Source organism: Pseudomonas sp. MDT2-39-1, from assembly GCF_054898085.1.
This window is the reverse complement of sequence record NZ_CM142716.1, coordinates 5669650-5684352: the sequence shown is the minus strand read 5'-3', so window position 1 is coordinate 5684352 and position 14703 is coordinate 5669650. Positions and strand designations below refer to the sequence as shown.

Sequence of the window (14703 nt, the reverse complement as noted above, 5' to 3'; positions counted from 1 at the left end):
AATGTCGCTGAGCGATTAGGCAGAGCGATTCCGAGCCACTGGTGGGCCATGGAATCGGGAAGTCGAAGCGAACTTCCTGAACAGCTCCGTCACGGTGCTACAGAACAAAATGATCGACATGTCTTGCTCCTTCAGGAACACCGTGCCTTGCACTTTCGAAGCGACGGCAGGCTTCAGACGGGCGCCCTTGGACATGACTAAAGTTCCATAGCTATGCTCTGTCAATATTACGACGCAAAAAACGACGATTGGCATTTGATATGCCAACTTACTGTTCTTCAAAGAGATATAGAGATTTATAACAACTGCTAGAGCGAAATGTTATTTCAAACTGTATCGCTAGAGAGACAAACGCCACCTACGCTGCTGCGTGTAAACATAAAAATTTATGGAAATTTTCCAAGAGCGCTACAGCTTGTGCCAACGAGACGCGCTCGCAACTACATCTATGGTTTGCCACAACATTTGCTGCTGCTGTTTTGCCGCAAGCACAACCGGTTTTTCGGTGAGGGACTATCAAATGCACAAGCTCTCGAGCACCCGCTCCGAACTGGCCGACGCGATTTTTCGCCTGCGCCGCAGTTTTTATTCGCTGGCGGGGTTCAGTGGTGTCATCAACGTCATGATGTTGACGCCAGCCATATACATGTTGCAGGTCTATGACCGGGCCCTGGTCAGTCGCAACGTCACGACATTGACGATGTTGACCTTACTGGTGATAGGACTGTTCTTGCTGATGTCCACGCTGGAAATGGTCCGCACCCGCGTGTTGATCCGAGTCGGCAACTGCCTCGACATGGACCTCAACCGACGCATCTTCACTGCTGCGTTCGAGCGCAACCTGAGCCGCGCCGGAGGCAATCCGGCCCAGGCCCTGCAAGATCTCGCGCAGGTTCGTCAGTTCCTCACCGGCAATGCCCTGTTCGCTTTTTTCGATGCGCCCTGGACGCCGATGTACCTGCTGGTCGCCTATCTGATCCACCCGCTGCTCGGACTGATCACCCTGATCGGCTCGCTGATTCTGGTGTTCCTGGCTTATCTCACCGAAAAGGCGACGCAGAAGCCGCTGGCCGAAGCCAATCAGGCCGCCCTCTCCTCCGCCTGCTACGCCAACAACAACCTGCGCAACGCCGAGGTCATCGAGGCCATGGGCATGCTGCCGTCGATCGGCAAGCGCTGGTACCAAAGCCATTTGCGCATTCTGGAAATGCAGACCCTGGCCTCCGACCGTGCCGCCCTGATCAGCAGCACCGGGCGCTTCGTGCGTATTACATTGCAGTCGCTGATCCTCGGCGCCGGCGCGCTGCTGGCGATCGAAGGCAAGATCACCCCCGGGATGATGATTGCTTGCTCGATACTCACCGGCCGAGCGCTGGCCCCGGTGGAACAAGTCATTGCGTCGTGGAAGCAACTGCTCGGTTGCCGTTCGGCCTGGGGCCGGCTCAACGAGATGCTTGAAGACTATCCGCGCCGGCCACCCAGCATGTCGCTGCAGCGGCCGCTTGGCATGCTGGCGGTGGAAAATGTGTATGCCGGCGCCCCCGGCACCAGCAACACGATTCTGCGCGGGGTGAGCTTCAACCTTTCACCCGGCGAAAGCCTTGGCATCATCGGTCCATCCGCCTCGGGCAAATCCACCCTCGCCCGCCTGCTGGTTGGCGTCTGGCCGGCGCAGGCCGGCAAGGTGCGCCTGGACGGCGCGGACATATTCACCTGGAACAAGGGCGAACTTGGCCCCTGGCTCGGTTACCTGCCACAGGACGTGGAGCTGTTCGAGGGCACCATCGCCGACAACATTGCGCGCTTTGGCGAAGTGGACAGCGACGCGGTCATCCGCGCCGCCCGGACTACTGGCGTGCACGAGATGATCCTGCGTTTTGCGCAGGGTTACGAGACCCGTCTGGGCACCGATGGCAGCCCGCTTTCCGGTGGCCAGAAGCAACGCATCGCCTTGGCTCGCGCGCTGTATGGAGAGCCCAATCTGATTGTGCTGGATGAGCCGAACGCCAACCTCGACGACGTCGGTGAAAAGGCCCTGGTCGATGCGCTGGCCCAACTCAAGGGCCGTGGCGCCACCGTCATTCTGATTTCCCACCGCCCCAACGTGCTCTGCGCCGTCGATAAGGTGCTGATGCTGCGCGACGGCGGCGTGCAGATGCTTGGCACACGTGACGAAGTATTCGCAGCGCTGCGCAAGACCAATGTGATGCCTGCAGGCGCGTCGACTCCACTGGCCTCCGTCAAAGCACGGGAGTGACCGATCATGCAAATGAACCAACACATCGAGATGATTCGTCCCGATCCCAGAAACGTGGTGGATCTGGACGTCGGCAAACCTATGCGCAGGGGTCTGTGGCTGGTGCTCGCCGGCTTCGGCGGCTTCCTCCTGTGGTCCTGGCTGGCGCCGCTGGATGCGGGCGTGGTAGCGACAGGCACCGTAAAAGTCACCAGCAATCGCAAAGCCGTACAGCATCTGAGCGGCGGCACCGTGGAGGCCATTCTTGTTCGCGAAGGCGATGCAGTGAAAAAAGGCCAGGAGGTGGTCCGTCTCGACTCGCTGCGTGCCGTTGCCGAACAGGGTGCGGTCAGCGCCCAGTACATCGTCAGCAAGACGGTGGAAAACCGCCTGGAAGCGGAACGTGACGGCCGCGATGTGGTGAACTACGATCCCGAATTGCTCAAGCGCTTCGGGAATGACCACCGCCTGGTGGCCGCCATGAATCTGCAACAACGTCTGCTGGACACCCGTCGCGCCGGCCTCGCTGGCGAAATCAGCATCCTGCAGGAAAACCTCGCGGCGTCGGCGGTGCAGCTCAAGGGTCTGCAGCAGGTCTATGGCGCCCGCGCCTCGCAGATCAGCTTCCTCAATCAGGAACTACAAGGCACCCGCGTGCTGGCAGCCGAAGGCTATGTGCCGCGCAACCGCCTGCTTGAGCTGGAACGCAGCAATGCCGACCTCTCCGCAGGCCAGGCCGAAAACCTCAATAACATTGCTCGCATACGGAGCCAGACCACCGAAATCAAGCTGCGCATCCTGCAGCGCCAGCACGATTACCAGAAGGAAGTCGAATCGCAGCTCACCGACACCGCCAAGGAGAACACCACCCTGGCCGACCGCTTGCGTGCGCTGGACTATGAAGTGACCCACACGGTGATTCGCTCGCCCATCGACGGCATGGTCCAGTCACTGAGCATCGCGACCATCGGCGGGATCATTCAGCCCGGCTTCAAGATCATGGAAATCGTTCCGGACAACGAACCGCTGCAGGTCGACGCGATGATCCCCGTACAGGCCATCGACAAGATGGTCCCCGGACTGGCCGTGGACATTGCCTTTCCGGCCTTCAACCATGCCCAGACGCCCAACATCCCTGGCCGCGTGAAGACGATATCCGCCGACCGCCTGCTCGACGAGGAAAGCAAGCAACCGTTCTATCTGGCTCAGGTAGAAGTCACGCCCGACGGCATGAGCCTGCTTGGCAGCAATCACATTCGTCCCGGTATGCCCGCCAGCGTCACCATCAAGACCGGCGAGCGCAACTTGATGAGCTACCTTCTCAAACCAATGCTCGAGCGTGTCGACAGCTCGTTCAAGGAACAATGAAATGGACCGTCATTGCCTGATCTTCTGCCTGCTGGGGTTGTCCCTCCCGGCCAGTGCCATGGACCTCAAACAAGCCTGGGATCTGTTGCAGTACCAGGGCCCCGTCTACCGCGCCGCTGTACATGAAAAAGAGGCCGGCCTGGAAAACCGCGCCATCGGCCAGGCCGGCCTGCTACCGCAGATCAGTGCCTCGGCCTACGACAACAAGGTCAATGGCACCCAGCGCCAGAGCGGCATCGAAAGGGATCTCGACTACGACTCCAAGGGCGCTAACGTGCGCTTGCGCCAGCCGCTGTTCAACAAACAGAAAATGGCCGAGTACCGCCAAGGTAAACAGCGTGCCGACTACAGCGTCGCGGTGTTCGATGCCAAGAGTCAGGACGCCGCGGTGCGCCTCGCCGAAAGTTATTTCGACGTGCTTTTGGCCAGCGAAACCATCGTCCTCGCCAAGTCCAAGCTGAGCGCCTTCGATGAGCAACTCGCCTCGGCGAAACGGCGCATGGAGCTGGGGGCCGGCACCATAACCGACATCGACGAGTCGGTCGCTCGCCGCGACCTCGCCGAAGCCGAGCTGATCGAAGCTCAGGACAACCTGATCAATGCGCGCCGCAGCCTTGAGGAATTCATCGGAGAGACCCCCGAATCGCTGATCACCTTGCGTCCGAGCTTCGATACGCCACCGCTGCAACCGAGCAACCTGCAGGACTGGTTGATCAAGGCTCAGACCGATAGCCCGCTGATCCATGCGCGCCGTCATAGCAGCAACCTCGCTGAAGAAGAAGTGAAGCGCGCCAGGGCTGGCCACTGGCCGACACTGGATTTCGTTGCCGGCTACACCGCGGGCGATAGCCAATCAATCTCCGAGCTCAATCAACGCAACCGCTACGGCTCAATCGGGCTGGAAGTCAATTTCCCGCTGTACAACGGTGGCGGTACCAGCGCACTGACACGCCAAGCCAGCGCCAATAGTTTCAAGGCCCTGGACGAGCTCGACGCCACGCGACAAGAAGTCATCTCCGGAACCACCCGCGAGTATGCCGGCATACACAGTGGCGCCAAACGTATTCATGCGCTGGAGCGGGCCGTGGAATCCAACGAACGCTCACTGACTTCGACACGCAAGGGTTTCAAGGAAGGCGGCACGAGCACCAATTCGGACGTCCTCAATGCCCAAGAGCTGCTCTTCGTTGCGCGCCACGATCTGTTCGAGGCCAAGTTGCGCTATTTGATGTCGCGTCTGCGCCTGGCCTCTTCGGTAGGCAGTCTGGGCGACGATGATATCGACCAGATCAACAACTACCTTGGCCCGGAACTGCTGGTCACCAACTGACATTCGCCTGTCAGCCGGTCGAGCCAAATGATGGCTAACCGGCGTTCCACCTCTGGGTAACTTTGATATTAACCAAATCCCGCCGCCCACCACCGCCCCCTGAACTACTCTCAACTTTTTGGCGCTGATGAAATGGCCTTCGCAGCTGTTGACGGCCTTGAATTTTCACTGTCGAAAACAGGCCACTACCATTCCCATAAGTGGGGAACTACACCCACCAAAACCGGGGGTTCCACCGGATTTGAGGATTATCCCCCACCCTCTTCTTCGATCACTTGACACACTTGGAGCCACCAGCCAATGAAGTTGAACTTCTTCTTCGCTCTGCTGTAGTGGCTTAATTGTTGCTGCACCCCTTGCACCCGCATTAGCTGTCGTCCCGAACATGGAGACGGCGGGGCATCACGCGAGGGGTGAAAAAATGAAACGCGCAAAACCACCATGCAACTCCATCGACTTGCTGCGCTGGTCAAGCCTGCCCTGTGCGATGCTTCTTACCCTCAACACCGCCAATGCCGTGCCGCTCGACGATGTCAGCCAGCCGCCACCGACGGACCCCTCGGCGTATACCAATCCGCCCGCCGACCCTGCGGCAGCGCTGGAAGCCTTGAAAACAATGCCGTCGACCAACCAGGGCGCGATTGCCCTACCCAACGGCGCGTACGGTGACCGCAACACTCCACGCGCTGACAACGCGCTGCCGCCGAGCCTGCAAACCTCGTTCAAAGTCCCCACCAACGGCAAACCCAGCCCGTTGTTCGGGCGCAACCCTTCACCCAGCAACTGCTGCTATTGGAGGAATTCGGCACGGAAAAACTCGACCCGACCCTGCCCGCACCGACACTGACATTCCCTGTGCCCCTTGCCGGCCCGGCGCCACAGCAGGACCCGGACAGCATCGCTCGCAGCGGGCCGTCAAGTTCGGCACTGGAAGCCTTCATGCGCCAGCCCGGGCTTTACCCGTTTCCGTCGCAATACTCCAACGTGCTGGATCGCAACCCCTGGAAATCGCAGATTGAAGCCTTCCTCAACCGCCATCCGGTAGGTTCGCCGGCCGAAGGTCGTCCGCCAGGAAAAGGCTGGTCCCATCAACGCTGGAACGAGTTCTACCCGCAGGTCGCCTTCAAAACCGTGCAAGCGGGCGCCAAACTCAACAGTGGCATGCGCGACCGCCGACAACTGCACAACTACGCCGTCGGTGAGTTCGGGCCTGGCGGGCTCTATTACCAGACCTCGGACGTCCCGACCACAACGGGCACGACCAAAGGCATCGACACCCGTCTTCACCCAAAAATGCCGATTCAGAACCACCAAGCGTTATGGACCTTCGACGGCACCTTTCCTACAAAACTGCTGATGGTGCGCTACGGCCAACCGGTGCTGATGCGTCACTACAACGCCCTGCCGATCGACCCTGCCGCAAACATGGGTTTCGGCCTGCACACCCTCAGCACCCACGAACACAACGGCCACAACCCGGCCGAAAGCGATGGCTATACCAATGCGTTTTTCTTTCCGGGGCAGTACTACGACTATCGCTGGCCAATGCAACTGGCCGGCTACGACACCATCAACACCAAGGCTGAAGATCCTCGCGCGGCGTTCCCTTGCGCCCCGGGCGAAACCCTGTTCGTCAACGACGCCACCCCGGGCCTGAAGACCTGCAACAACGGCACCATCAAGATCCGCGGCGACTGGCGCGAAACCATGAGCACTCACTGGTTCCACGACCACATGCTCGATTTCACCGCGCAGAACGTCTACAAGGGCAACGCGGTGATGATGAACTATTACAGCGCCCTGGATCGTGGCAACGAGGCGGTCGAGGACGGCGTCAACCTGCGCCTGCCCAGCGGTTCGGCGCTGCCCTGGGGCAACCGCGACTATGACGTCAACCTGATGGTGGCCGACAAGGCCTGGGATAAGAACGGCCAACTGTGGTTCAACCCGTTCAACACCGACGGCTTCCTCGGCGATCAGATCCTGGTCAACTGGCAGTACCAGCCGCGCCTGAACGTGCGCGCTCGCAGCTATCGTTTCCGCATACTCAACGGCTCGATATCACGCTACTTCAGGATCGCGCTGGTGCGTGAAATCGCCGGCACCGGCGGCGAATTCCCCGGACCGGCAGGTTCCGGCGTGTCTTTTGCGCGCGTGCCGTTCCACTTGATCGGCAACGACGGCAACCTCATGGAGCACGCCGTGCCGTTCGACGGCAGCATGGACCTGGACGGCGACGGCGACATGCAGGACCACAACGCTATCCTGCCAACCCAAGGCATTGCCGAGCGTTACGACATCATCGTCAACTTCGCGAAAAACGGGATCAAGACCGGCGACAAGCTGTACTTCGTCAACCTGATGGTGCACCAGGGCGGCAGGGGGCCGGAGATAGAACCGGTGAGCCTGGCCGACGTCATGTCCGGGAAGTACAAAGCGGTGCTCAAGCTGGGTAGCAAAGGGCTGGAATGGGACAACGGCGACCCGGTGGTGGGCAAGTTCATGCAATTGGTGGTTCAGCCTTACAGCGGCACGGATGTGAGCATGAACCCTGCCGAGTACGAGCCAGCCAAACCGGGCAAGGCGGCGGGTAAAATCATGATTCCGCTGACCCTCAACCGTGACGATCCGACGGTGCAGGCCAAACTCAAACTGGCGCGGCATCGCGAGTTCATCTTCGGTCGCTCCGATGGCACCGACGAAGAACCCTGGACCATCAAGACCGACGGTGGCTATGGCTACCAGATGGACGCACGGCGAATCAGCGCCGCCCCGCAACTGGCCAACGGTCCGACAGATGCCGGGTTCTCCGGCGACGGCACCCTCGAGGTGTGGAAAATCAAGAACGGCGGCAACGGCTGGACCCACCCGGTGCACGTGCATTTCGAAGAAGGCATCGTCCTCAACCGCGACGGCAAGGCGCCGCCAGAATGGGAAAAATGGGCGCGCAAGGACGTCTATCGCATTGGCGAGGGTATCGACAGTTCGGTGGACGTGGAAATAGCCATCCGCTTCCGCGAGTTCGCCGGCACCTACATGGAGCACTGCCACAACACCCAGCATGAGGACACTTCGATGCTGCTGCGCTGGGACATCGAGAGGCCCGGCCAGTTCCAGTTGATGCCAACGCCCCTGCCCGGCTGGGACGGCGTCACCTATGTGAACTCTGCGGCGCTACCGACCTTCCGCACAGGCGAAGGCGAAAACAAAAAACCGGTCGCCAAACCCGACAGCGCCACCAGCAGAGACGGCAAACCGCTGACCATCAATGTCCTGGCCAACGACACCGACCCTGACGGTAATGTGCCACTTAAAGTGGTGGGTCTGACGCAACCGAGCGCCGGCAAGGGCACGGCCAGCACCGACGGCTTACGCGTGATCTACACACCACCGTCCACGATCGCCGCGTCGTTCGTCGCCAGCTTTACCTATCAAGCCAGCGATACCAAGGGCGCGGTGTCGACACCGGCGACGGTGACCGTGGCCGTCTCGGCACCGGTAAGTCGCTGACATGAGCGCAACGCCGCAGGACTGCTCAGGAATTGCCTGAAGGGCTGCTCGCAGCGTGGCAGGTTGTGTTCTTGAGCGGAAATCTCAATGGGTCGATAGCTGCCTTTCACTCGGCAGCTATCGATTCCAGCCATTAGTGACCAGCATCATTCGGTCCAGAGTGTCTAAAACAGTTAGTACAGGTTTAACGTTCATGACCGGGACGAAAATTGCTCCTGTGCAATTCGGTCCAAGTGGTGAGTCTCGCACTGTCACTCGGGTTTTGTAACAGTTGCCGCATACGGCGCCTAGAGCCTGCACCCACGCGCCTGTCCACTCAGCCTGTTGCTACAAGACTTCGCTAAACCGGCTGTTATCGGCCCAAAGCCTGTAAAAACGCTTAAGCGAACAACACCTCGGAAGCCACCTCTAAAACCAACTTAAAATGCCTCCCCACTTCAGAGGAAACACCCCCATAAACGGGCTTTATTTACCCAAAGTTTATATCGAAAGAAGCCCAAAAATCGGTTACACCGGCAGAACTTATATGCGCTTAAAGTTTGGCATAGAGTTTGCTGAACGTTAACTAGTACATTAATCGAGAAAGGTAAGTGGCACTCCCAAGGCATATGCATTCAATAGGCAATGAAATGCCCACGTCGAAGTTAGCCGCTCATAGTACTTTGCTATTTTATGGAGCTACTGTCATGCCCCATGAGTCGATAACGCTTACGTCTGTACTCATTCTTCTCATTTTTACTATAGGGGTAGGCTGGAATCTTATCGGTTTGTTATTCGATTAAGAATAAACGGTAAATACCACAACCTTCGTACTGCCTTGATGGCCTCTATGGCTGCTTGCCGCCCATCGCGGAAGAGCGAGCGACCGCTTCACTCCTCGACGCATCCATACAACCCCTGCCGCCGATCCCGGTGCAAATCATTACGCGCACTGATGCGCTTGTTCCGTGCCTCGGCGAGGTTAAGTGTCGCCAGCAAAATCTGCTCGCCCCCCTGCTCCGCCGGCCCAGCCAGCGGGTAACCGTCAGCATCGACGATCACCGAACCTTGCACCCAACCAACCCCGCGTTCATGCCCATGCCGGTCGCACGCGGCAATGAACATCCGGTTGACCGACGCATTGGCCTGAACCCGCACCACTTCCGCCGGACGTTCGGTCGGTGGCCGTGGTCCATCGGGTCAGTTGACCGGCGCGCAGAGCAAATTTGCACCGGCCAGCGCCGGCAGGCGCACCCATTCGGGAAATTCCAGATCGTAGCAAATCAGCATGCCGATCCGTCCATGGACCGTTTCGACCACCGGCGGCGCGTCGTTGCCGGGGCTGAAGATTTCTTTCTCCGCGTCCCACAGATGTGCCTTGCGGTAAACGGCGCGAAGGCCTTGGGCATCGATCAACGCCGCGCTGTTGGCCAGTTCATCGCCTACCAGTCGCTCGCAGAATCCGCCCACTACAACGATGTTCAATTCCTTCGCCAACGCCGTCCACAGGCGCAGGGTTGGCCCCTCGGATGTTTCGGACAAGGACAGCGCTTCGCCACGGTCAGCAAACACATAACCGCTCTGCACCAGCTCGGGCAGCACCACCACCTGAGCGCCCTGCAACGCCGCCGAGCGAATCGCACGCTCAGTCAGCATCCGATTGAAAGCGAGGTCACCTATTTTCGGTGCAACCTGGCAACAGGCGACCACGGTATTTTTTACGCTGTTCAACGCCCCTCCTCCACAGGTTGATGGGCCATGGAAACAATGTCGCTTTCGGTGATCGAGTCGATGATCCGGCGTTCGTATTCAAGGTCGATCGAACGGCTAAGGAGGTAATACGTCAGACCTGAAACCACCAGGCCCACCAGCCAGGCGATGTCCACGCCTTCCAGCATGCGCGCCAGCGGCCCGACGAAAACCTCTTTCCCGGCGGCGGCATCGAAGATGTAGAAGAACGGCACCATCGCGGCAAAGCCGATCAGGTACGAGACGATTCCGCGAAATTCCCAGGCGCCATAAATGCCCTTCGGCGTGAAGAAATGCGGGATCGCGTAGCGGCCTTTGCGCACGAAAAAGTAGTCGACCAGATTGACCGCGGTCCAGGGCACGAGGAAGTACAACAGCAGCACGAGGAAGGTGTTCAACAGGGCGATGCCATCGCCCTTGATCGACAGCACGCAGGTCAACAGGATGAGGCTGATCGCGGAGATGGACATCACTCGGGCGCGGGGTGTCGGTGTGATCTTTTTGATCGAGTCGACGCCCGTCAACAACGTCAGCATGGCGCTGTAAGTGTTGAGCGCGATGATCGGCAGGAAACCCGCCACCGAGACGATGACCAACACATTGCCCAGGCCTGGAATCATCGACGATCCGACCTGGTTCAGCGCCACCAGCGCATCCGCCGCTTTCAACTGCTGCGCGAGCCAGGCGCCGAGGCCGATCATCCAGCCGCCCGACAACGAGGCGCCGATGAACACGGCCGCGATCAGCTTCGGCCGGCTGGTGTTTTTCGGCAGGTAACGGGAATAGTCGGAGACATACGGTGCATAGGAAATGTTGTAGCTCGCGCCGATGGCAAACAGCGTGGTAAACGCCACCCAGCTGAACCCCAGATCGGTCGCCGGTGTGACGCCCTCCTGGCCTGCACCGAACATCAAGGCAATGGTGACGAGCGCATACAACGGCAAGGTCGCCAGCAACGCCCACTTGAAGGCTTTGTGCATCAAGTCGTGACCGTAGATCGACAGCAGCGCGCCGATCAGCACCACGGCAATGGCGACGATGGTCGGGTCGACGCCGAAGACATGTTCGAGGCCGTTCATGATCAGCGAGATGTTCACCACATTGAATCCGACGAACACGAACATCGTTGCCATCAAGGCCAGGATCACGCCGCGATACCCAAATTGGGCACGCGACTGGATCATCTGCGGAAGACCCATTTCGGGGCCTTGCGAGCCGTGGAAGGCCATGAAGATGGTCCCGAACATGATCCCGAGTGCACCGGCCACCATCGTCCACAGCGCCGACAATCCGAGACTTGGGCCGACAAAACCGATGGAGATGGTGAAGAAGTGGAAGTTGCCCAAAAACCAGAAAGGCCCCTGGCTGCTGAGTTTGGCGTGACGTTCGTTTTCCGGAATGTAATCGATCGAGTGGCCTTCGATGGCCAACCCGCCACTCGCCTCAAGGGCGTGCGCAGAATGAGGAGACCCTGACATACGATTGTTCCTATGCAGTTGATTGTTGTTTTTATGGGCAAAGCGCCGGTTTCATTGCAATGTAGGGCCTGGATCAGGGCTGTAAAATATCGCTGGCACACTGTTTACATAGATCGGCGTCTATGTGAGTGAACATTGAGGGACACCCATGCTGGGCACTGTATCGGAGCTGGATCTGCGTTTGATCCGGGTCTTTCTGACCGTCGTCGAGGCGGGCGGCATCTCGGCCGCGCAAACCGCGCTCAACACCACGCAGCCCACCATCAGTGCGCAATTGGCGACGCTGGAAGCAAGGGTGGGATTTCGCCTGTGCGAGCGAGGGCGCGGCGGATTTTCGGTGACGCCCAAGGGCGGCCAGTTTGTCGAGGCGGCCCGCCGATTGCTGGCGGCGGCCGAAGGCTTCCGGGTTGAAGTCCAGCACATCAATCGCAAGGTGTCGGGCAACATCAACATCGGTTTGCTCGGCCAGATCGACCCCGTTGCCAACAAGAAAATCGCCCTGGCCATCGCGCGTTTGCGCTCGCGCCATGAAGGCTTGTATTTCCACTTCACGGAACTGTCTTCGTCACTGCTGGAAGAGAAAATCATCAATAGCCATATCGATCTGGCCATCGGTTACTTCTGGCATCGTTTGCCCAACATCGATTACTTCCCCTTGTTCCAGGAAACCCAGATCGCCTACTGCGCCCCTGCTCATCCGCTGTTTGAGCAAGTGGGTGAGCTGACCCGGGATGAGGTCAGCGATTTCGATTGGGTCTGGCCCAGCCACCCCTTGCCGGAAATGCCCGCGCCCACCTCGATCGAACGCCTGACCGTGCTCACCGACAGCATGGACGGCGCGGCGCTGCTCATTCTTTCTGGCCAGCACCTGGGCTTTCTGCCGCAGCACTATGCGGCGAAGCATGAACAACTGGCGCAGTTGCATCCACTGAATCCCGAGCTGCTGCGTTATGAGGTCGGCTTTCATGCGGCGGTTCGGCATTCGGCGCGTCAGCGTGATTTGGTGAGTGCGTTCCTCAACGAGTTGATCGATGTTTTCAGTACTTAGACGCGTATTTCGCTGGTCGGGATGACGTCGATCCGGGCCACCGAACCGGACAGGCGCGCCAAGTCCTTGTTGTGCTCGGCGATGATGTCATCGGCACGCATGTTGCCGTTGTCGACGGTTGAATGGGCGTCGGCAGCGAGCACCACGTCGTAACCCAACGAGTGTGCCTGGCGAACGGTAGCGTTAACGCAATAGTCGGTTTGTAGACCGCATATGATCAGGCGATCAACGTCGCGCTTCAGCAGCAGTTGGCGCAGATCGGTCTGGTAGAAAGAGTCCGGGGTGGTTTTGCGTACGCGCAGGTCCTGGAGTGATGTTTCCAGTCCGTCCGCCAGTTGCCAGCCTTTGGAATCGTGCTTCAGCAGGTCACCCTCTTCGTGCTGGATGAAGATGACTGGTATTTCAGCATCACGGGCCCTGGCACTGAGGCCGTTGATGTTCTTGATGACGCGTTTGATCTCAAAGCATTCGTACTCGCCAGCGCACAAGGCGTGCTGGACGTCGATGATCAGCAGTGCAGTGGTCATGGCTCAGGCCTTAAAGTCGTCCTTCAGATCAAGGGGTACGCCACCTGCTCACTGGAGCCGAGCAAAGAGTGCGTACCGTCGATAATGCCGCAAAACACCCACGATGGAATAGCTTGGCATCGTTGCGTGTCAGCGAATTCATCCAGTCGGGCAAGGCCCGCCTCAACGCCGCTACGCTGAACTGAAAATTCATTACACCACATCAACTATGACGATATTATTTAATCTATTGCAACGAACAGCATTAAACACTTTCGAACAACAATAAGTGCAGTCAGACCTGACCCATTGCTTCAGGGTAACTCTTCGATATCGAGAAGTTTCGCCAGGGACTGCAACCTGTTTAATAACAGGACTGCGGCTTTGCCGCTGGCTCTTAATGGATTTCAGCCAGTGACGTGTGAGTTATACCGAATCGTTCTTTTTGGAACGTTATGGGTGCCGCTTACAATCCTGATTCCCGCTGATGCCGTTACATCCATTGAGAACACATATATGAGTGACAACAAAGTCCTTGTCTTGCGCACTTGCGCCAACGACATGTCGGACCATGCCGGCCAGGTCTGATGGTGTGCAAGCACTGGAGCCCAGCAAAAAACTCGAGAACGGCCTGGTCGGTTTATTGTGGGGAGAAGGCTCCTCTACTCAACTGAGTTTGCGAGCCGAAGCCAAGTGGATCGTGTGCGAAGTTAACATTGATCACGTTATAAAACTTGAAGAAGACGGCATGATCAAGTTTCCGGAGGCGGAAGTTGTTCACACTGGCACTCAGGACAGCTCGATCAATTACATTGCAACGCACATTGAAAACTATCAAGCATCAAACATTAGTTTGATAGACAACTCACTTGTGTCACCCAACAAAACATCCAGCCGTGAATTCGAAAGTCGGCGAACACAGGATTACAATTCTCCCGGCATCGGCGCTAAAACCGACGCCTCGCAAACTTTCGAAACCGCTGTTTACGGCAGTACGCTCACCGGCGGGCATCAAAGTTATCTGCTGGCGGGTTACGGCAGCACGGAAACGGCCGGCAGCCAGAGTTCATGGATTGCCCGCTACGGCAGCACCTTGACCGCCCAACACAACGGCACCCTCACAGCCGGTTACGGCAGCACCGAAACTGCGGGCCAGAACAGTTCTTTGATCGCCGGCTACGGCAGCACGCTGATCAGCGGATTGCGCAGTGTATTGACCGCCGGTTACGGCAGCAGCCTGACATCCGGCATGCACAGCACGCTGACTGCCGGATACGGCAGCAACCAGATCGCCAGTTATCAAAGCTCATTGATCGCCGGCAAGGACAGTTCACAGAATGCGGGTTATCGCAGCACCCTCATCGCGGGCGCCGGCAGCATCCAGACTGCAGGCGATCGCAGCAAATTGATCGCCGGCAAAGACAGCACTTAAATCGCCGGCGACCGCAGCAAACGGCTGGCGGGCAGCAATAGCCACCTCACGGCGGGTGGTCGCAGCA

The 14703-nt window shown here is 58.6% G+C and carries 7 protein-coding genes and 2 pseudogenes; 6 read left to right on the top strand and 3 right to left on the bottom strand.

Going from position 1 to position 14703, the window contains the following annotated elements; translation table 11 throughout:
• The first annotated feature begins 520 nt into the window (after nt 1-520).
• From ACYZTM_RS26405 to ACYZTM_RS26390, 4 genes and pseudogenes are all read left to right on the top strand, one after another.
• Nucleotides 521-2257, top strand: a complete 1737-nt coding sequence (locus ACYZTM_RS26405; RefSeq protein WP_131062385.1) for a type I secretion system permease/ATPase — start codon at nt 521-523, stop codon at nt 2255-2257.
• A gap of 6 nt (nt 2258-2263) precedes the next feature.
• Complete coding sequence (locus ACYZTM_RS26400; RefSeq protein ID WP_461985456.1) at nt 2264-3604, top strand: HlyD family type I secretion periplasmic adaptor subunit; 1341 nt, start codon at nt 2264-2266, stop codon at nt 3602-3604.
• Between the two features lies 1 nt (nt 3605).
• On the top strand, nt 3606-4934 hold the full coding sequence (locus tag ACYZTM_RS26395; protein ID WP_461985454.1) for a TolC family outer membrane protein: 1329 nt from the start codon (nt 3606-3608) through the stop codon (nt 4932-4934).
• Nucleotides 4935-5421: 487 nt separating this feature from the next.
• Nucleotides 5422-8435, top strand: a pseudogene (locus tag ACYZTM_RS26390) (Ig-like domain-containing protein); the annotation flags it as partial.
• 879 nt (nt 8436-9314) lie between these two features.
• On the opposite strand, the pseudogene ACYZTM_RS26385 reads toward ACYZTM_RS26390, so the two are convergent.
• A pseudogene (locus ACYZTM_RS26385) lies at nt 9315-10154 on the bottom strand (nitrilase family protein).
• Complete coding sequence (locus ACYZTM_RS26380; RefSeq protein WP_461985452.1) at nt 10151-11650, bottom strand: purine-cytosine permease family protein; 1500 nt, start codon at nt 11648-11650, stop codon at nt 10151-10153. The pseudogene ACYZTM_RS26385 and the gene ACYZTM_RS26380 overlap by 4 nt, the downstream one beginning before the upstream one ends.
• Before the next feature lie 148 nt (nt 11651-11798).
• On the opposite strand from ACYZTM_RS26380, the gene ACYZTM_RS26375 reads away from it, so the two are divergent.
• Nucleotides 11799-12698, top strand: coding sequence for a LysR family transcriptional regulator (locus ACYZTM_RS26375; RefSeq protein WP_461985450.1), 900 nt, complete (start codon nt 11799-11801; stop codon nt 12696-12698).
• Here the strand turns inward: ACYZTM_RS26375 and ACYZTM_RS26370 are convergent.
• The gene (locus tag ACYZTM_RS26370) at nt 12695-13225 is read right to left on the bottom strand and encodes a cysteine hydrolase family protein (protein ID WP_131062391.1); all 531 of its coding nucleotides are present in this window, start codon (nt 13223-13225) and stop codon (nt 12695-12697) included. The two genes, ACYZTM_RS26375 and ACYZTM_RS26370, sit on opposite strands and share 4 nt — an antisense overlap.
• A 550-nt stretch (nt 13226-13775) precedes the next feature.
• Here ACYZTM_RS26370 and ACYZTM_RS26365 point away from each other — a divergent pair.
• Nucleotides 13776-14636: a hypothetical protein gene (locus ACYZTM_RS26365; protein ID WP_461985447.1), complete on the top strand. Its 861-nt coding sequence runs from the start codon at nt 13776-13778 to the stop codon at nt 14634-14636.
• Nucleotides 14637-14703: the final 67 nt, after the last annotated feature.

Excerpts from the sequence above, each read along its gene's own strand:
- ACYZTM_RS26405 (WP_131062385.1), top strand. The coding sequence starts at position 521 with ATGCACAAGCTCTCGAGCACCCGCTCCGAACTGGCCGACGCGATTTTT.
- ACYZTM_RS26400 (WP_461985456.1), top strand. The coding sequence starts at position 2,264 with ATGCAAATGAACCAACACATCGAGATGATTCGTCCCGATCCCAGAAAC.
- ACYZTM_RS26395 (WP_461985454.1), top strand. The coding sequence starts at position 3,606 with ATGGACCGTCATTGCCTGATCTTCTGCCTGCTGGGGTTGTCCCTCCCG.
- ACYZTM_RS26380 (WP_461985452.1), bottom strand. The coding sequence starts at position 11,650 with ATGTCAGGGTCTCCTCATTCTGCGCACGCCCTTGAGGCGAGTGGCGGG.
- ACYZTM_RS26375 (WP_461985450.1), top strand. The coding sequence starts at position 11,799 with ATGCTGGGCACTGTATCGGAGCTGGATCTGCGTTTGATCCGGGTCTTT.
- ACYZTM_RS26370 (WP_131062391.1), bottom strand. The coding sequence starts at position 13,225 with ATGACCACTGCACTGCTGATCATCGACGTCCAGCACGCCTTGTGCGCT.
- ACYZTM_RS26365 (WP_461985447.1), top strand. The coding sequence starts at position 13,776 with ATGCCGGCCAGGTCTGATGGTGTGCAAGCACTGGAGCCCAGCAAAAAA.